The organism is Caulobacter segnis (genome assembly GCF_023935105.1).
GTDB classification, from domain to species: Bacteria; Pseudomonadota; Alphaproteobacteria; order Caulobacterales; family Caulobacteraceae; genus Caulobacter; species Caulobacter segnis_B.
Genome location: NZ_CP096040.1, coordinates 2,439,616 through 2,457,241 on the forward strand (window position 1 = coordinate 2,439,616; position 17,626 = coordinate 2,457,241).

Genomic DNA, 17,626 nt, shown 5'->3' on the forward strand with positions numbered 1-17,626 from the left:
CCAGGATGGACGAGCGACGCACCAGGACGGCCTTCGCGCTCGACGCCGTAGGGCAGCGGGCTAGGGCCGCGGTCAAGGCGGCCTGGTGGACGGCCACGGGCAGCCTCGCCCGCTCCCTGACCCAGCCGACCAAGGGCGACCAGGCCAAGCGCTTCTCGCCGACGTCCGCGCCGACCGTGAAGGGGTCTTTGCGCAAGGCCTATCTGGAAGCGTTCGAGAAGGACGCCCGCGATGTCGCCGCAGGTCTCTATCCCGCTGTCGAGGACAGCCTGGTTCGTCCCTCGGCCGCCCTGCGCGAGGCCGCCGACTTCATCGCCGACGCCTTCGAGGTCGACCAGCGCCGCCGCCGAGGGGATGGCGTCGAGGTTCGTGATGAAGCTAATAACCAAGCTTATCCAAGCTATTATCGCCAGAACTTCCACTTCCAGTCCGGAGGTTGGTTCACGCCGGAAAGCGCCCGGCGCTACGACGCCCAGGTCGAGGCGCTGTTCTCCGGCACGGCCGGGGCGATGCGCCGCCGAGGCCTATCGCTACTGGCTCGCCATTGGCGCGGCCGTGACCAGCGCGACGCGAGGATCCTCGACGTGGCCTGTGGTTCTGGCGCGTTCCTCAGAGACCTGAGGACGGCGTTCCCGCGCGCGGCGATCGCCGGCCTGGACCTGTCCGAGCCCTATCTGGCGCGCGCGCACAGGCGGGCGGGCGTCGGTGGGGTCAAGGCGAACGCGGAAGCCTTACCTTTCGCGGATTCCTCTTTGGATGCGGTGACTTGCGTCTATCTCTTCCATGAGTTGCCGCCGCGCGTGCGACCGGTGGTGGCGGCCAGCCTGGCGCGCGTCGTCAAGCCCGGCGGCGTGCTGGTCCTGGTCGACTCGATCCAGCCAACCGACGCTCCAGACCTCGCCAGATTGCTGGAGGCCTTCCCGGTCTATTTCCACGAACCGTACTACGGCAGCTATGCCGAGACCGACCTGCCGGCCCTGTTCGCCGCCGCGGGCTTGCGGGTGATCGGCGAGGATCGGGCCTTCCTGACCAAGGCCTTGCTGCTGGAGAAACCGGTCGGCTAAGCAAGGACCACCCAAGCCAGAATTGGGTCGAGGGCGGTGGTTTGCAGGCTTACAGTTTGGCCGAGGGAGCCGGGCGACGGTACGGGACGCTGGATGGCCTGCGCGGCGTCGCGGCGGTCGGCGTCATGCTCTACCACGTCGGCAGCTGGACAGGCCGCGCCTGGCTGATCCCGCACGGCTATCTGGCCGTCGACTTCTTCTTCTGCCTGTCAGGCTTCGTCCTGGCCCATGCCTACGGTCGGCGCGAGATCGACTGGCTGGGCTTCATGCGCCAGCGGCTGATCCGGCTGTGGCCGCTGATCGCCCTGACCATGCTGGCCGGCGCGACGGTAATCATCGAACATCGCGAGCGGGTGCCGGGATGGCTGGGCCTGGGTCTCTTGATGATCCCGCGCGTGTGGGCGGATGACAATGGCTTCTCACCACTTTTTCCTTTGAATCCGCCGGCTTGGTCGCTGTTCTTCGAGCTGGTGGTCGGGGCGGCCTGGTTCCCGATCCGCCGCCTGGGCGTGATGGGCCATGTGTTGATGGTCGTGCTGCTGATCCCCGTGATGGCCTATGTCGCCCATGGCATGGGTGGGGTGCTGACCGGTTGGGATCGCGGCACCTTCGTGATCAGCTTTCTGCGGACCATCTTCGCCTTCCTGCTGGGCTGGGGTTGTTATCGGATCCAGGCGTTCACGGCGCTGGGCGTCCCGGCCTGGATCCTGGCGATCGTCCTCTTGGCCATCTTGGCTTTTCCGTGGACGTCTCTGAATTGGCTGTATGATTTCGTCTGCGTCAGCGTGGCCTTCCCGCTGATGGTGCTGGCCGGCCGACAGGACCCGGACAGCTTTCAGGGCGCGCTGTGCCGCGTCTCGGGCGCGATCTCGTATCCGCTGTACGCCCTGCACTGGTTGGGCTGGGAGCTTTTGCTGAGGCTGTTCCGGGCGATCGGCGGCAAGGGCTATCCGGTCGGCTTCGCCCTGGTCGCGATCCCGGTGGTCATGGCCTTCGCCTGGGCGGTGCTGAAGCTCTACGACGAGCCGGTCCGGCGACGACTGAAGGCGCTCTAAAAATTCCTCTGCCCTCTGTCGGAAGCGGGCATAGTCCGGCGTCCTAGGGAGAGGAACGAGGATCGCGCCCATGCTCTACGCCATACTTTGCTACAACTACGAGGACGTGGTCTGCGGCTGGTCCAAGGACCAGGAGGACGAAGTCATGGGCAAGCTGGCCGTCGTCCAGGAGCGGCTGGCCAGGGAGGGCCGCCTCGGCCCCGTCGCCCGGTTGATGCCGACGACCGCCGCCACGACCCTGCGCAAGGACCGCGAGCCGCCGCTGGTGCTGGACGGCCCGTTCGCCGAGACCAAGGAGCAGCTGCTGGGCTTCTACGTCGTCGACTGCGACTCGCTGGACGGCGCGCTCGATATCGCCAGGGACCTGGGCAAGGCCAATCCTGGCGGGTCCTATGAAATCCGGCCGATCGCGCTGTTCAACCCAGCGCCGGCTCCGGAGACGCTCGGGGCGTGACCGACCTCGATTGGATCGATGGGGCGATCACCGCCGCCCGGCCCCAGGCCATGGCGGCGCTGCTGCGCTACTTCCGCGACATGGACGCGGCCGAGGAGGCGTTCCAGGACGCCTGCCTGCGCGCCCTGAAGAGCTGGCCCAAGAACGGGCCGCCTCGCGATCCGACCGCCTGGCTGATCATGGTCGGCCGCAACGCCGCCATCGACGCCGTCCGCAAGACCAGCCGCGAAACCGTCCTGCCGCCCGAGGAGATGCTGTCCGACCTGGGCGACGCCGAGGCCGAGGCGGCCGAGCGGCTGGACGGTTCGCACTATCGCGACGACGTTCTGCGGCTGCTGTTCATCTGCTGCCACCCGGACCTGCCGGCCACCCAGCAGATCGCCCTAGCCCTAAGGATCGTCTCCGGTCTCTCGGTCCGCGAGATCGCCCGCGCCTTCGTGGTGGGCGAGGCGGCGATGGAACAACGGATCACCCGCGCCAAGGCTCGCATCGGCGCTGGCGATGCGCCGTTCGAGGCGCCGGGGCCGGTCGAGCGCGCCGAACGCTTCGCGGCGGTGGCGGCGATGATCTATCTGGTCTTCAACGAGGGCTATTCGGCCAGCGGCAAGGCGATCGAGGCCCGGGGCGGCTTGTGCGACGAGGCCATTCGTCTGGCGCGGCTGCTGCTGCGGCTGTTCCCGGCCGAGCCGGAGATGATGGGCCTGACCGCGCTGCTCCTCCTGCAGCATGCCCGCTCGGACGCGCGCTTCGCCGCCGACGGCCAGGCGATCCTGCTTGAGGATCAGGACCGAAGCCTCTGGAATCGCAAGATGATCGGCGAGGGGCTGGCCTTGATCGACAAGGCGATGCTGAAGCGCGATCCGGGCCCCTACCAGGTCCAGGCCGCCATCGCCGCCCTTCATGCGCGCGCCGCCACGGCGGTGGAAACCGACTGGGCCGGCATCGACGCGCTCTACGCGACGCTGGAGATCATGCAGCCCTCGCCGGTGATCACCCTGAACCGCGCGGTGGCGACGGCCAAGGTGCGCGGCCCCGAGGCGGCGCTGGCCATGATCGAACCCCTGGGCGCGCGTCTCGACGGCTATTTCCATTTCCACGGCGCGCGCGGCGCCTTCCTGCTGCAGGCCGGCCGCAAGGGCGAGGCGCGCCAGGCCTTCGACCGGGCGATTTCGCTGGCCAACACCGCGGCCGAAGCGGCCAACATCCGCCAGTACCTCGACCGCGTGTCCGCCGAGGCGGAAAAATCCGCGAGTTGATGTCGGATCGCGGGGGGGCGGCGCGTCCTAGGTTCGGGACCGCGAAGGGCGGTCATCCCTGAAGCGCGAGCGAGGCAGGGGACAAAGGGAGAGGGCACATGTTCAAGATCATTCTGATCGCCGTCGGCGTCGCCATCGGGGGCGTGCTGGTCTTCGCCGCCACGCGGCCGGACCGTTTCGTGGTCACGCGGACCGCCGTGATCGACGCGCCGCCGGAGACGCTGGAGGCCATGGTCTCCGACTTCCACCAGTGGAGCGCGTGGTCGCCTTGGGAGAAGATGGACCCCGGCATGACTCGCACCTATGGCGGGCCGGCCAGCGGCGTGGGCTCGACCTATTCCTGGGTCGGCAATGACAAGGTCGGCTCGGGCGGCATGGAGATCGAGACGGTGACGCCGGGCCGCGAGGTGGTCTTCGGCCTGCACTTCCTCAAGCCCTTCAAGGCCGACAACACGGGCCGCTTCGTGTTCGAGCCGCAGGGGGCGGGGGGCACGAAGGTCACCTGGTCGATGGCGGGCAAGAACCCCTACATCGCCAAGCTGATGGGGCTGGTCTTCAACATGGACCAGATGATCGGCAAGGACTTCGAGAAGGGCCTGGCCGACATGAAGGCGATCGCCGAACGCCAGGCCTGACCAAGGCCGCCGTCGATCTTCGACATTGAGTTCTTGTTTTGTTCTTATTGGGCGCGCATAGTCGCGCCATGGCCGAGGCAGTGAAAGCCGCGCCGCCGCCCCGGGGGCGCGGCGCGAAGTCCAATCGAACCGGGCGTTTCGAGGCGCTCGAGCGCGAGGCGTTCGACGATGGCTGGGGCGAAGAGGAAGAGCCCAAACAGCTGAAGACGGAGCTTCAGCCCATGAAGTCGCGGACGATCATCGCCCGCAACCAGAGCCCGGACGTGGGGTTCGACCGTTCGATCAATCCGTACCGGGGATGCAGCCACGGCTGCATCTACTGTTACGCCCGTCCCAACCATGCGTATCTCGGTCTGTCGCCGGGCCTCGACTTCGAGAGCAAGATCTTCTTCAAGCCGCACGCGGGCGAACTGCTGGAAAAGGAACTGGCCAAGGCCAGCTACAAGCCGGCGACCATCCACATCGGCGGCGATACCGATCCCTATCAGCCCGACGAGAAGCAACTGCGGGTCACGCGGCAGGTGATCGAGGTGCTGGAGCGCTACAGCCACCCCTTCACGATCATCACCAAGTCGGCCCTGATCCTGCGCGACCTCGACATCTACAGCCGCCTGGCGGCGCGCAAGCTGACCCGGGTGGCGATCTCGATCACCACCCTGGACCGACGACTGGCCCGCAGCATGGAGCCGAGAGCCGCCACGCCCGGCAAGCGGATCGAGGCGGTGCGGCGGCTGACCGAGGCCGGGGTGCCGGTCACGGTGATGTTCGCACCGGCCATTCCGGGTCTCAACGACCATGAGGTCGAGGCGGTGCTGGAGGCCTCGGCCAAGGCCGGGGCGCGAGGGGCGGGCTATGTCGCCCTGCGCCTGCCGCGCGAGATCGCCCAACTGTTCGAAGAGTGGCTGGAGAGCGACTATCCCGACCGGGCCAGGAAGGTGATGTCGCTGGTGCGGCAGATCCGCCAGGGCGAGACCTATCGCTCCGGCTGGGGGGAGCGGATGGTCGGCGACGGCCCGGTGGCCGAGGTACTGCGGCAGAGGTTCCACCTGGCGGTGAAGAAGTTCGGGCTGGACCAGCCCTGGGCGCCGCTGGACGCCAGCCAATTCACCCCGCCCAGGCTGGGCGGGAGTGGGCAGATGGATTTGTTCGGCTGATGGGGGCGGGGAGGCCTTGACCCGGCCGCCCGCGCTGGCGAAGCAGGACCATGATCTCCGTCGTCCTCGTCGCTTCCGAAGACCTGCCCGGCCTGGCCGCCCAGATGGCCATGCTGGTGCCCGCCGCCGTGGATGGCCTGGTCAAGGACGTGGTGCTGGTCGGCGACGGCGAGCCCGGCGTCGAGGCCTTGGCCGAGGACAGCGGCGCGCGGCTGGTCACGGCCTCGGGCGATGTCGGCGCCCGGCTCGCGGCGGGCGCCGCCGTCGCGCGCGGCGACTGGATCCTGACCCTGCGCGCGGCCCCGGCCCTGCGCGAAGGCTGGCGCGAGCCGGTCGAGAAGCATCTGGCGGGCGGGGCGGGCGCGCCGGCGGCCCTGGCTGTTCCCGGCGGTCTGCTGAGCAGGCTGTCGCCGCGCCTGCACGGCGTGCTGGTCCGTCGGCTGGACTGGCCCGCCAATTGGCCAGCGAGCGGTGGCGACGAGAAGGCGCTGGCCAGGCAGTTGCGCGCCAAGCGGCTGGACTACTAGCCCTTCCCAGTATCGTCCTTCCCGCCGCGTGGTGGGATCCAGGGCTGACAATGCTGGTCGTCGCGATCTGAACGTCTGTCTGTCGGTCAGAAGCTCAAGGCGTGCTTCGACCCTTTGCTGACGTGCGCATCGTAGCTGTACAACCGTGACGAACTTCAGCGGCTGAAGCTAGGACCCATGCGCGACCCGATGCGAAACCTTGGAGCCTGGGGCGCGATCATTCTCGCTCCCGTGGGTGCCGGGATGCTATTCACCGCCTTCGGCCGCAAAGGCCAAACGTCACGACAGTGGGCCAAGGAAGCTGGCGTCGATCTCGCGACGTGGTGTGCATTGGGGGCCATTTTTCTCATTGGCGGCATTGCGCTTCTCGCCATCATCCGATGGTCCGACCGGAGATAGCGTGGAAGCCTAGTGCTGCAGGGGTTGGGCCGGCTACCGCAGCTCACCACCCCGAACAGACCCTCAGCACATCCGCGTTCCTCGCCTGCGAACGCCTTCTGTCGGTAGCGGTCGATCTCCATCATTCAGCCAGGAATGACGGGACTGTTTTGAACGGAGCCTACTGAGACGCCAGTTGGGTCATCAGCTGGTCGATCGAGGTCGGGGCCGCGATCTGCGGGTCCAGGCGGAAGTCGACGGTGCGCGCGCCGTTGGCCACGGCGTCCAGGGTCTTGTTCTCCGCGCCCATCAGCCGGCGATAGGTCCAGTAGCTGGCCATCACCTTCTCGACGTAGTTGCGGGTTTCCTGGAACGGCAGGCTCTCGATCAGCAACAGGGTGTCGCAGTCGCCGCCCAGCTGGGCCGCCGTCCTGTTGAGCGTGGCCGGACCGCCGTTGTAGGCCGCCACGGCGCGCAGGAGGTCGGGGCTCTTCACGCCCCGGTCCATCAACCAGGTGAAATAGTCCTGGCCGGCCCGCAGGTTGAAGGCGGGATCGAACAGCGGGGAGTTGTCGGCCCGCAGCTTGTCGTCGCCGACGACATCGGCGGCGGAGGCCGGGCGCACCTGCATCAGGCCCACGGCGCCGGCGTTGGACACCGCCAGCGGATCGAAGCGGCTCTCCTGGCGCACCAGGGCGTAGACCATGGCCTTGTCGATGGTGAAGCCGCCGACCGGATCCAGCGGGGGCAGGGGATAGTCCTCGCCGCCGACCCGGCGGACCGGGCGGCCGCCGTTCAGCGGCGCATTGGCGTTCAGGGCCAGGGCCAAGGCCGTCCAGTCGTCGCGCAGCGCCGGCGTCTCGGCCAGGGAGAGGCCGGCGCGCAGCTCCATCCCGGCCTCGCGCCAGCGCCCGATCTGGGCCAGGGCCGTGGCGCGGCGGGCGCGAGGATCGGAGGTCACCAGCCGGTCCAGCGAGGCGCTGTCGGGACCGACATAGTTGGCGCGGGTTAACAGGGAGGCGATGGGATCGTAGGTCTCCTCCACGGCCGCCGGAACGCCGGCCAGGGCCAACTGGCGGACGGCGATCATGCCGTAGAAGGTGTGGGGCGAGCGGGCGGCGTCCCGCAGCAGGGCCTGGGCCTCGCGGCCATGGCCGGCCTGGCTGGCCGCGCGGGCGGCCCAGAAGGCGCCAGCGGCGCGCAGCCATTCATCCTCGTGCTGGTCGCGGGCGACCTGTTCGAAATAGGCCTGGGCCTGGGGAAGGTCGCTCAGGCGATAGGCCGCCAGACCCGCGATCCAGCGCTCGCCGCCGGCCACGGCCAGGGCCAGCGCCTTTTGGACATCGCCGGAATAATAGGCTTCGCGCGCGGCGCGACCTTTGTCGGCGGGTGGCGGACCGTCTTCATTGGCCACGAACAGCGCCGGCGCCGGCGGCGCGGCGGCGCGTTTGCTAGCCGGCTTGCGCTTGATGGCCAGGGCGTAGACGCGGTCGGCGCCGGCCTCTTCGCCGTAGCGTTTCAACCAGTCCGTCAGCTCGTCGTAGCGGGCCGAATAGAGGCTGGGATGCATGACCTTGGCGAAGGCCAGGCGTCCGGCCAGGCTTTGGTCGCGCGCATTGGCGAAGGCGGCCTTGGCCGCGTCGAAGTCACCGCGGTCGGTCGCCGCGAAAGCGGCGCGATAGGCGCGAACATCTTCCGGGGACAAGGGATCGAGAGCGCCCGCACGCGCGAAACCCTGCGCGCTCGCGAGAGCGCACAGGAAGAGGGCCGAAAGCACGGCCAGAGTGCGAGACCAAAGCTGCAAAAGCGATCCGCGCCGCCCCCGCGGGCGCGTCCCCAATTCACCTAGTGGGCGAACTTCTAATGCGGGCGGTCCGGACGATCAAGTCGTTCGGTCAGGGTCAAAAGGTCCTGCCAGGCCTTCTTCTTCTGCGCGGGCGTGCGCAGCAGGAAGGCCGGGTGCAGGGTCGGCATGGCCGGCAGCTCGATCGAACCGTCGTCCGAGATCCATTCAAACCAGCGACCGCGCATCGACAGGATGCCCTCCTCGCGCTTCAGGATCGACTTGGCCGAAGCGCCGCCGGCCAGCATCAGCATCTTGGGCTTCACCAGGGCGATGGCGCGCTCGACGAAGGGCGCGCAGGTCGCCTGCTCCTGCGGCGTTGGCGTGCGGTTGCCGGGCGGGCGCCAGAAGACGGTGTTGGTGATGAAGACGCGGCCTTCCAGGCCCGCCGCCTTCAGCATGCGGTCCAGCAGCTTGCCGGCCCGACCGACGAACGGTTGGCCCTGCGCGTCCTCGTCCGCGCCGGGGCCTTCGCCGATGATCATCAGGGGCGCGTCGCCGACGCCCCGCGAGAACACGGCCTGCTTGGCGCCTTGCGTCTTCAGCGGACAGCCGTCGAAGGCGGCGATGGCGGCGGCCAGGCTTTCCAGGTCGTGGCAGGCGGCCGCGGCGGCCTTGGCCATGGCGACGGCCGAGCCGACGTCCGGACCGCGAGTCGCCGCCGGGCGGGCGATCGGAACCGGCGCGGGCGGTGGCTGGCTCTTGGCGCGCAGCATCGCCGCGCCCTCGGCCAGGCGGTCGATCGGAGCGTCCGCGTACGAAGCCTCGACGCCCGCGTCGGCCCAGAAGGCCAGCAGGCTTTCGACGGCGCGTTGATCGACGGCGAGGCTCATGAGACGGTCTTAGCGCGGAATGTCGTCCTTCTCCACGCTGCGTCGCAGCAAAAAAGCGAGATCAGACGCTTGACCGCCACTGCGTCACGTTCGGATAAGCTGTGATTCAAACAGTCATAAGACGGGCGCCGTGGAAGGCGACCGTTGGGCCCCGGGAGACCCCATGAGCGAAGACCTCGAACGCGAGTCGATGGAATACGACGTCGTCATCGTCGGCGGCGGTCCCGCGGGCCTCTCGGCGGCGATCCGCCTGAAGCAGCTGGCCGCCAAGGCCGGGACCGAGATTTCGGTGGCCCTGCTGGAAAAGGGCTCTGAAGTCGGCGCCCACATCCTGTCGGGCGCGGTGATCGATCCCAAGGGCCTGGCCGAGCTGTTCCCGGACTGGAAGGAGCTAGGCGCGCCGCTGGAGACGCCGGTCACCAAGGACCGCTTCAAGCTGCTGGGTCCGCAGGGCGAGCTCAGCCTGCCGATGTTCGCCATGCCGCCGTTCATGCACAACCACGGCTGCTACATCGCCTCGCTGGGCAACCTGACCCGCTGGCTGGCCGGCAAGGCCGAGGAACTGGGCGTCGAGATCTATCCGGGCTTCGCGGCTTCCGACCTGGTCTGGAACGCGGACGGTTCGGTCAAGGGCGTCGTGGTCGGCGTCGTCGGCATCGCCAAGGACGGCCACCACAAGCCGGATTTCCAGCCGGGCATGGAGCTGCACGGCAAGTATGTGTTCATCGCCGAGGGCGTGCGCGGCTCGCTGGCCAAGCAGCTGATCGCCAAGTTCAAGCTGGACGAGGGCAAGTCGCCCCAGAAGTACGGCATCGGCATCAAGGAGCTGTGGCAGGTCCCGCCCGAGCAGCACCAGCCGGGCCTGGCCGAGCATACGACGGGCTGGCCGCTGGATAACCAGACCGGCGGCGGCAGCTTCATGTACCACTTCGGGGACAACTACGTGTCCATCGGCTACGTCGTGCACCTGAACTACAAGAACCCCTGGCTCTCCCCATTCGACGAGTTCCAGCGTTTCAAGCAGCACCCGGCCATCCGTCCCCACCTGGAAGGCGGCAAGCGCATCGCCTATGGCGCGCGGGCCATCACCGAGGGCGGCTACCAGTCGGTGCCGAAGCTGACCTTCCCAGGGGGGGCGCTGATCGGCTGCTCGGCCGGCTTCGTCAACGTGCCGCGCATCAAGGGCAGCCACAACGCGGTCAAGACCGGCATGATGGCCGCCGAGGCCGCCTATGAGGCCGTCCAGGCCGGCCGGACCAGCGACGAGCTGACCGCCTACCAGACCGCCTACGACACCTCGTGGGTGGCCAAGGAGCTGAAGGTCGTCCGCAACGCCAAGCCGATGCTGGGCAAGTTCGGCACCGCCCTGGGCGGCGCGGTCAGCATGTTCGACATGTGGTGCACGCACCTGTTCGGCGGCTTCTCGTTCTTCGGCACCATGAAGCACGAGAAGACCGACGCGGCCTCGACTGGCCTGGCCAAGGACTTCCAGCCGATCGTCTATCCCAAGCCCGACGGCGTGATCAGCTTCGACAAGCTGTCCAGCGTGTTCCTGTCGGCCACCAACCACGAGGAAGACCAACCGGCCCACCTGAAGCTGAAGGACCCGTCGATCCCGATCGCGGTCAACCTGCCCAAGTACGGCGAGCCGGCGCGTCTCTACTGCCCGGCCGGGGTCTACGAGGTGCTCTACAACGAGCAGGGCCAGGATCCGCGCTTCCAGATCAACGCCCAGAACTGCGTCCACTGCAAAACCTGCGATATCAAGGACCCGTCGCAGAACATCGTCTGGACCACGCCGGAAGGCGGCGGCGGACCGAACTATCCGAACATGTAGGGATGCATGTGGAGATGAGAGCCTCCCGGCCGCTGCCGGGAGGCTTTTTCTTGCGGACCAAGGGGAAACCGCCGAGGGTGGCCGGATGACGCGTATCCAAGTCCTCCTCGCCTGTGTTTCGGTTTCCGCCCTGGCCGCCTGTTCGACCGCGCCCAGCCAGATCACGATGCGCGGGCCGGTCAACGCCAGTTCGGCGATGTTCGACACCCGCACATCCTACGGCCAGTTCCTGGCCGGCCAGGCGGCTCTGCGCGACGGCAAGTCTAAGGAGGCCGCCGGCTATTTCGGCACGGCCGCCGTGCTGGGCGACGATCCGGGCCTGATCCAGGAGCGCTCGTTCACCGCTTTGCTGTTGGCCGGCGAGATCAGCCGCGCCGCCGCCGCCGCGCCGACCGATCCGGATGCGACCGAAGCGGTCAAGCGCCTGGGCGTGCTGACCCGCGTCGTCGAGTCCATCGCGATCGGCAAGGGCAAGGACGCCCAGGCCCTGCTGAAGGCCGAGCCGCCCGGCTTCCCGCACCAGCAGGCCGCCGCGCTGCTGGCGCCCTGGGCCGCTGCCGCCGCCGGGGACCGCGAGGGCGCGATCGTCCAGCCAACCCTGCGCAACGACAAGCTGGTCCAGTTCTTCGGCCAGCAGGGCCAGGCGCGCCTGTTCGAGCGGGCCAAGCGCTATGACGAGGCCGAGACCGACTACAAGGCCCTGACCGCCAGCGCCGCGACGGCCAGCATCTTCACCCTGGACTACGGCGGCTTCCTGGAGCGTCGCAAGCGCCACGCTGACGCCGTGGCGCTGTACGACACGGCCTTGCGGGCCGCGCCTGCCGACCAGGGCCTGCTGAAGGCCCGAGCCCGGGCCGCCGCCAAGGGCGCGCCGCCGCCGCTGCCGACCGTCCGCCAGGGGGCGGCCGAGGGCCTGGTGGCCTGCGCCGCGACCTTCGCCGGCGAGCGCCAGACCCAGTTCGCCCTGGCCTATCTGCGCCTGGCCCTGCGCCTGGATCCGGCCCGCGACGAGGCCTGGGTGCTGGTCGGTGACTTGCTGAACCAGAACCAGGACCCGCAGGGCGCCATCGAGGCCTATGCGCATGTCGCGCCGGGCTCGCCGCACTACGCTTCGGCCCAGAGCAAGACGGCCTGGGCGTGGAACGACATCGGCGACAAGGCCAAGGCGCTGGAGGTGGCGCGCGCCACCGCGATCGCCGTTCCGAACGATCGCGACGCCGCCGTGGCCCTGGCCGACCTGCTGCGCGCGGGCGGGCAGTGGAACGAGTCCGTGGCCGTGCTGGACCCGATCATCGCGCGCGAGAGCGCCTCGCCCGACTGGCGGCTGCTGTATCTGCGCGCCGTGGCGCTGGAACAGGCCAAGCGCTGGCCCGAGGCCGAGCGTGACCTGCAGGCGGCGCTGAAGATCAATCCGGACGAGCCCGAGCTGCTGAACTTCCTGGGCTACAGCTGGATCGACCGCAACGAGCACCTGGCCGATGCGATGGGCATGGTCCAGAAGGCCGTCGCCGCCCGCCCGCAGTCGGGCGCCATGCTCGACTCGCTGGGCTGGGCCTATTACCGCCTGGGCGACTACAAGACCGCCGTCGAGAAGCTGGAGGCGGCCGTCGAGATGGAGCCGGGCGATCCGGACGTGAACGGCCATCTGGGCGACGCCTACTGGAAGGTGGGTCGCGCCACCGAGGCCCGCTTCCAGTGGCAGCGGGTGCTGAGCCTGGAGCCCGACGACAAGCAGAAGGCCGAGGCCGAGGCCAAGCTGAAGGATGGCCTGGGCGTGATGGGGGCGGCGACCAAGTCGACGGTGGCGCACAACTGAGCTATCGGCGTTGATCCGTCGTCCCAGCTGAGTCCGAGAGATCATGCGGCTGCCCCTCGCCACCCTGGCCGCTTTCGCACCCGCCAAGGTCAATCTGTTCCTGCACGTGGGCGGGCCGGACGCCGAGGGCTATCACCCGATCGCCAGCCTGATGGTGTTCGCCGACGTCGGCGACCAGATCGCGATCCAGCCTAACGACGCGCCGGCCTTCGAGACGTGCGGGCCGTTCGGGGCCGCAATCCCGGTCGACGGCGACAATCTGGTGGTTCGCGCGGCCAGGGCCTTTCACGTCAAGTTGGCCGGGCCGGTCCCACCATACCGCCTGATCCTGGACAAGCGCCTGCCGATCGCGGCGGGCCTGGGCGGCGGCTCCAGCGACGCCGGCGCGGCCCTCAAGCTGCTGCGCGACGCCCTGGCCCCCGAGCTCTCCGACGACGACCTGGAGCCGCTGGCCGCCAGTTTGGGCGCGGACGGCGCGGCCTGCCTGCGGGCCACGGCCCTGATGGCCGAGGGGCGAGGGGAGATCCTGTCGTCAGCGCCGAAGCTGCCCGACCTGAACGCCGTGCTGGTCAATCCCGGCGCGCCGTCGCCCACGGGCGCGGTCTATCGCGCCTATGACGCGGCCGTGCATCCGGACGGGGCCGAGCGGCCGTTCCTGCCCGCCGATCTGGAGAGCGCCGAGGAGCTCGCCGCCTGGTTGGCCGTCGCCACGCGCAACGATCTTGAAGCCCCCGCCGTCGCCCTGGAGCCCCGCATCGGCGAGGTGCTGGACGTTCTGCGCGAGGAGCCCGAAAGTCTGCTGGTCCGCATGTCGGGCTCGGGGGCGACCTGCTTCGCCCTCTGCGCCGGCGACATCGAGGCCGAGACCCTGGCCGAGCGCCTGCAGGCGATACGGCCGGACTGGTGGGTGCGGCGCTGCCGCCTGAGCTGAGGAGCTACGAATGAAGCGCCGTGACGTTCTCGCCGCCCTTGGTGGGCTGGCCGCCGCGCCGGGCGTCGCCTCAGCCCAGGTGCTGAACCTGCCGCCGACGCCGATCGTGCCCGGACCGGGCGACGTCCTGGTCAGCCTGGACACCAGCCTGGGCGCGATCATCATCGCCCTGAAGGCCAGGCAGGCCCCGCTGACCACGGCCAACTTCCTGCAGTATGTCGATCAGAAGCTCTACGACGGCGCCAGCTTCTGGCGCGCGGCCAAGGCCCCCAGTTCGGTCGACTACGGCCTGATCGAGGGCGGCTTGCAAGGTGATCCCACGAAGGTGCTCAAGCCCGTGGCCCACGAGCCGACGACCCAGACGGGCCTGCGCCATGTCGACGGCACGGTGTCGCTGGCCCGCAAGGCGCCGGGCACGGGCGACAGCGACTTCTTCGTCTGCGTGGGCGAGGCGCCGTACCTGGACGCCAATCCGGCCGCCAATCCCGCCGATGGGGGCGACAACCTGGGCTTCGCCGCCTTCGGTCAGGTGATCAAGGGCATGGAGATCGTCCGCAAGATCCTGAACCTGCCCACGCCCGGCGAGGCGACCAATCCGGTGATGAAGGGACAGATGCTGCTGCCCGTCGTGCCGATCACGACGGCGCGGCGGATCTAGATCCGGCCGACGCGACGGATCAGTTCGGCCAGATCGGGCGGGAAGATCGCCTCATTGCTCGCGGCGATCTCGTCGGCGGTCCACCAGCGGATGGCGCACATCACCTGGCGCTCGGCCTCGTCCAGCCCGATGAGCCGCGGCGCGGACGCCTCGCAACGGGCCAGGAAAAAGATGTCGGTGTTCTCCAGCGGCGCGCCCTCGTGCTCGAAGACCGCGCGGGCCTCGTGGATTGGACCGGTCAGCACGAGGTCGAGCCCGAGCTCTTCCAATAGTTCGCGCCGCGCCGCCGTGAGTGGATCCTCATCTGCCTCCAGCCCGCCGCCGGGCGTCGCCCAGAATGTGAAGCCGCCGTTCCGTCTTGTGATCTCGAAACGGATCAATAGCGCTCGGTCGTTCTCGTCGAGCAGCACGACCCGCGCGGCGCGTTGCTTTCGCAAGGGGGCGGCGGGATCCATGGCGGGACCATGGAGCTGCTCTCGAAAGCCGGCAAGGAGAGTCGCAAAGAGAAAGGGCGCGGAGATCGCTCTCCGCGCCCTTCGGCCTTGGGTGAAGCGCTACGCCAGCCTTAGCTGTGGTAGGCGCGTTCGCCGTGTTCCGAGATGTCCAGGCCTTCTTCCTCGGCTTCCGGCGACGCCTTCAGGCCGATGATCAGCTTGATCACGAAGAACACGATCAGCGAGGCGACCAGCGACCAGACGACCGTGACGCAGACGCCCTTCAGCTGGGCCAGCACTTGCGTACCCAGGTTGTAGACGGCGTTGTCGCAGGTCGAGATGTCGCCGTCCTTGGCGCAGCTCGTGTAGTCGACGATGCCGGCGCCGCCCCAGGCGGGGTTGACCAGCAGGCCGGTGCCGATGGCGCCGACGATGCCGCCGATGCCGTGGATGCCGAAGGCGTCCAGGCTGTCGTCGTATTTGAAGGCGTTCTTCACGACCGAGCAGAAGAAGATGCAGATCGGCGAGACGACCAGGCCCAGGATCACCGAGCCCATCGGACCGGCGAAACCGGCGGCCGGGGTGACGGCGACCAGGCCGGCGACGATGCCCGAGGCCAGGCCCAGGGCCGACGGCTTACCGCGGGTGGCCCATTCGACGATGATCCACGACAGGCCGGCGGCGGCGGTGGCGACGAAGGTGTTGATCATGGCCAGCGAGGCGTAGCCGTTCGATTCCAGGTTCGAGCCGGCGTTGAAGCCGAACCAGCCCACCCACAGCAGACCGGCGCCGACGAGGGTCAGGGTCAGCGAGTGCGGGGGCATCGGCTCCTTGCCGAAGCCTTGGCGCTTGCCCAGGACCAGGGCGCCGACCAGGGCCGCGATACCCGCATTGATGTGGACGACGGTGCCACCGGCGAAGTCCAGGGCGCCGAAGCCCCAGATCAGGCCCGACTTGACGGCCGCGGTCGGCGCCGTGGCGATCGCGTCGGGACCCGGCCACCACCAGACCATGTGGGCCATCGGATAGTACGACAGCAGCGGCCACAGGACGGCGAAGGCGACGATGGCGGCGAACTTCATGCGCTCGACCAGCGAACCGACCACCAGGGCGGCGGTGATGGCCGCGAAGGTCGACTGGAACGAGACGAAGGTGAACTCGGGGATCACCACGCCGGTCGAGAACGTCGCGACGTTGCTGGCCGGGGTCACGTCCTTCAGGAACAGACGGCTGAAGCCGCCGACGAAGGTGTCGAGGCCGCCGCCGTCGGTGAAGGCGAAGCTGTAGCCCCATAGCACCCAGGCGACAAAGCCGATCAGGGCGACGGTCGAGACCTGCATCATGACCGACAGCATGTTCTTGGCGCGTACCAGGCCGCCGTAGAACAGGGCCAGGCCCGGCAGGATCATCAGCAGGACCAGCAGCGAGGAGGTCAGCATCCACGCGTTGTCGCCCTTGTCGTTCTTGTCGACGATGGCGGGCGCCGGAGCGGCGGCGGGCGCGGGCGCGGGCGTGGCGGCCGGAGCCGGCGCGGCCTCGGCGGGCGCGGCAGCGGCGGCGGCCGGGGCGGGCGCGGCTTCCTGAGCGAAGGCGGTCGCTCCCAGCGGAGCCCCCGCGATGGTCGCGGCGAGCAAGAGCCCGGCCAGCGGTTTAAAGGTGAGTTTCATCGTCGGTATCCCCTTTTCCCGATGCGTTACAGAGCGGCCGAACCGGTTTCGCCGGTGCGGATGCGGACGGCTTCCTCGACATTGAGGACGAAGATCTTGCCGTCACCGATCTTGCCGGTGGCCGCGGCGGCCTTGACCGCCTCGACGGCCTTGGCGGCGGACGCATCGTCCACGACCGCTTCGAGCTTCACTTTGGGCACGAAATTCACCTGGTACTCGGCGCCCCGGTAGATCTCGGTCTGGCCCTTCTGGCGTCCGTAGCCCTTCACTTCCGACACCGTCAGACCTTCGACGCCGGCGGCGACGAGCGCTTCGCGCACCTCGTCCAGCTTGAAGGGTTTGACGACCGCTATGATCAGTTTCATCCGCCTTGCTCCGACCCGCTGCGCGCGGGCTTGCTTTGCTTGGTTGGTCGAAAGCGAAACCCGCCCCCGATGTGATCACCGCCGACGCCGCCATCACGCGCTGCATCGTTTCCCCGGCGCGGCCACGCTATCGGCGACGGTTCCATGACGGGCCCCGGGTGCAAGGTTTTGGAAACGAAATAGGCAAGGCGCCTAAAAAGCGTGCGCTCGGCGCTTCGATTGCGTCAGAAACCGGCGATTTTGACCCACGGGACGGTAGTGGCGCGCTGGGGGGACCTTGTCTTAGGCTGCGGGAATCCTATCGCCCCGCTTCGGAGCCAACCCAATGCCGCCCCTCGTCATGAAGATCGCGCCCTGGGCGCTGCTGGTGATGTCCAACGTCTTCATGACCTTCGCCTGGTACGGTCACTTGAAGGGCAAGCCGATGGCGCTGCCGGTGGCGATCCTGTCCAGCTGGTTGATCGCGCTTCCCGAGTACATGCTGGCCGTTCCGGCCAATCGCATCGGCCACAACATATATTCGACAGCCGAGTTGAAGGTCGGGCAGGAGATGATCACCTTGCTGGTCTTCACCCTGTTCTCGTATTTCTACCTCGGCGAGGCGATCAAGCTGTCGACCATCGCTGGGTTCGCGCTGATCGTCTCCGGCGTCGCGGTCGTCTTCTATTTTCGGTGAAGCTTATCCATGATCACGAGCCTGTGATCATGGAACCGACTCC

The 17,626-nt window shown here is 68.5% G+C and carries 18 protein-coding genes; 13 read left to right on the forward strand and 5 right to left on the reverse strand.

Going from position 1 to position 17,626, the window contains the following annotated elements; genetic code table 11:
- The first annotated feature begins 5 nt into the window (after window positions 1-5).
- The 8 genes from MZV50_RS11675 to MZV50_RS11710 all read left to right on the forward strand — a co-directional run bounded on the left by MZV50_RS11675 (window position 6) and on the right by MZV50_RS11710 (window position 6,544).
- Window positions 6-1,064, forward strand: a complete 1,059-nt coding sequence (locus MZV50_RS11675) for a class I SAM-dependent methyltransferase (RefSeq protein ID WP_252634785.1) — start codon at window positions 6-8, stop codon at window positions 1,062-1,064.
- A 56-nt stretch (window positions 1,065-1,120) separates the two neighbouring features.
- The gene (locus MZV50_RS11680; protein ID WP_252635231.1) at window positions 1,121-2,119 is read left to right on the forward strand and encodes an acyltransferase family protein; all 999 of its coding nucleotides are present in this window, start codon (window positions 1,121-1,123) and stop codon (window positions 2,117-2,119) included.
- A 70-nt stretch (window positions 2,120-2,189) separates the two neighbouring features.
- Window positions 2,190-2,573 carry a YciI family protein gene (locus MZV50_RS11685; RefSeq protein ID WP_252634786.1) on the forward strand — a complete coding sequence of 128 codons (384 nt, stop codon included), beginning with the start codon at window positions 2,190-2,192 and terminating at the stop codon, window positions 2,571-2,573.
- Entirely contained in the window at window positions 2,570-3,829 is a 1,260-nt protein-coding gene (locus MZV50_RS11690) for an RNA polymerase sigma factor (protein WP_252634788.1), read from the forward strand. Before MZV50_RS11685 ends, MZV50_RS11690 begins: the two co-directional genes overlap by 4 nt.
- Window positions 3,830-3,927: 98 nt before the next feature.
- Window positions 3,928-4,464: an SRPBCC family protein gene (locus MZV50_RS11695; protein WP_252634790.1), complete on the forward strand. Its 537-nt coding sequence runs from the start codon at window positions 3,928-3,930 to the stop codon at window positions 4,462-4,464.
- Window positions 4,465-4,532: 68 nt separating this feature from the next.
- The gene (locus tag MZV50_RS11700; protein ID WP_252634791.1) at window positions 4,533-5,618 is read left to right on the forward strand and encodes a PA0069 family radical SAM protein; all 1,086 of its coding nucleotides are present in this window, start codon (window positions 4,533-4,535) and stop codon (window positions 5,616-5,618) included.
- A 50-nt stretch (window positions 5,619-5,668) separates the two neighbouring features.
- On the forward strand, window positions 5,669-6,145 hold the full coding sequence (locus tag MZV50_RS11705; protein WP_252634793.1) for a cell wall biosynthesis glycosyltransferase: 477 nt from the start codon (window positions 5,669-5,671) through the stop codon (window positions 6,143-6,145).
- A gap of 177 nt (window positions 6,146-6,322) precedes the next feature.
- Entirely contained in the window at window positions 6,323-6,544 is a 222-nt protein-coding gene (locus MZV50_RS11710) for a hypothetical protein (RefSeq protein WP_252634794.1), read from the forward strand.
- A 160-nt stretch (window positions 6,545-6,704) separates the two neighbouring features.
- Here MZV50_RS11710 and MZV50_RS11715 read toward each other — a convergent pair whose 3' ends face one another.
- Both MZV50_RS11715 and MZV50_RS11720 read right to left on the reverse strand, forming a co-directional pair.
- Window positions 6,705-8,363, reverse strand: a complete 1,659-nt coding sequence (locus tag MZV50_RS11715; protein WP_252634796.1) for a lytic transglycosylase domain-containing protein — start codon at window positions 8,361-8,363, stop codon at window positions 6,705-6,707.
- A 20-nt stretch (window positions 8,364-8,383) separates the two neighbouring features.
- On the reverse strand, window positions 8,384-9,199 hold the full coding sequence (locus MZV50_RS11720; RefSeq protein ID WP_252634797.1) for a uracil-DNA glycosylase: 816 nt from the start codon (window positions 9,197-9,199) through the stop codon (window positions 8,384-8,386).
- A gap of 163 nt (window positions 9,200-9,362) precedes the next feature.
- Between MZV50_RS11720 and MZV50_RS11725 the strand changes: the two genes are divergently transcribed.
- From MZV50_RS11725 to MZV50_RS11740, 4 genes are all read left to right on the forward strand, one after another.
- Window positions 9,363-11,036 carry an electron transfer flavoprotein-ubiquinone oxidoreductase gene (locus tag MZV50_RS11725; protein ID WP_252634798.1) on the forward strand — a complete coding sequence of 558 codons (1,674 nt, stop codon included), beginning with the start codon at window positions 9,363-9,365 and terminating at the stop codon, window positions 11,034-11,036.
- A gap of 85 nt (window positions 11,037-11,121) precedes the next feature.
- Window positions 11,122-12,852, forward strand: a complete 1,731-nt coding sequence (locus MZV50_RS11730; RefSeq protein WP_252634799.1) for a tetratricopeptide repeat protein — start codon at window positions 11,122-11,124, stop codon at window positions 12,850-12,852.
- 43 nt (window positions 12,853-12,895) lie between these two features.
- A complete protein-coding gene (locus tag MZV50_RS11735; RefSeq protein ID WP_252634801.1) occupies window positions 12,896-13,783 on the forward strand; it encodes a 4-(cytidine 5'-diphospho)-2-C-methyl-D-erythritol kinase in 888 nt (295 codons plus the stop codon).
- 10 nt (window positions 13,784-13,793) lie between these two features.
- Window positions 13,794-14,441, forward strand: coding sequence for a peptidylprolyl isomerase (locus MZV50_RS11740; protein WP_252634803.1), 648 nt, complete (start codon window positions 13,794-13,796; stop codon window positions 14,439-14,441).
- On the opposite strand, the gene MZV50_RS11745 is transcribed toward MZV50_RS11740, so the two are convergent.
- From MZV50_RS11745 to MZV50_RS11755, 3 genes are all read right to left on the reverse strand, one after another.
- Window positions 14,438-14,896: an NUDIX domain-containing protein gene (locus MZV50_RS11745; RefSeq protein ID WP_252634804.1), complete on the reverse strand. Its 459-nt coding sequence runs from the start codon at window positions 14,894-14,896 to the stop codon at window positions 14,438-14,440. The two genes, MZV50_RS11740 and MZV50_RS11745, sit on opposite strands and share 4 nt — an antisense overlap.
- A 110-nt stretch (window positions 14,897-15,006) precedes the next feature.
- Entirely contained in the window at window positions 15,007-16,542 is a 1,536-nt protein-coding gene (locus MZV50_RS11750) for an ammonium transporter (RefSeq protein WP_252634805.1), read from the reverse strand.
- Between the two features lie 26 nt (window positions 16,543-16,568).
- Window positions 16,569-16,907, reverse strand: a complete 339-nt coding sequence (locus MZV50_RS11755) for a P-II family nitrogen regulator (protein WP_004623580.1) — start codon at window positions 16,905-16,907, stop codon at window positions 16,569-16,571.
- Between the two features lie 325 nt (window positions 16,908-17,232).
- Here MZV50_RS11755 and MZV50_RS11760 point away from each other — a divergent pair, with 325 nt between their 5' ends.
- On the forward strand, window positions 17,233-17,583 hold the full coding sequence (locus tag MZV50_RS11760) for a DMT family protein (protein WP_252634807.1): 351 nt from the start codon (window positions 17,233-17,235) through the stop codon (window positions 17,581-17,583).
- Window positions 17,584-17,626: the final 43 nt, after the last annotated feature.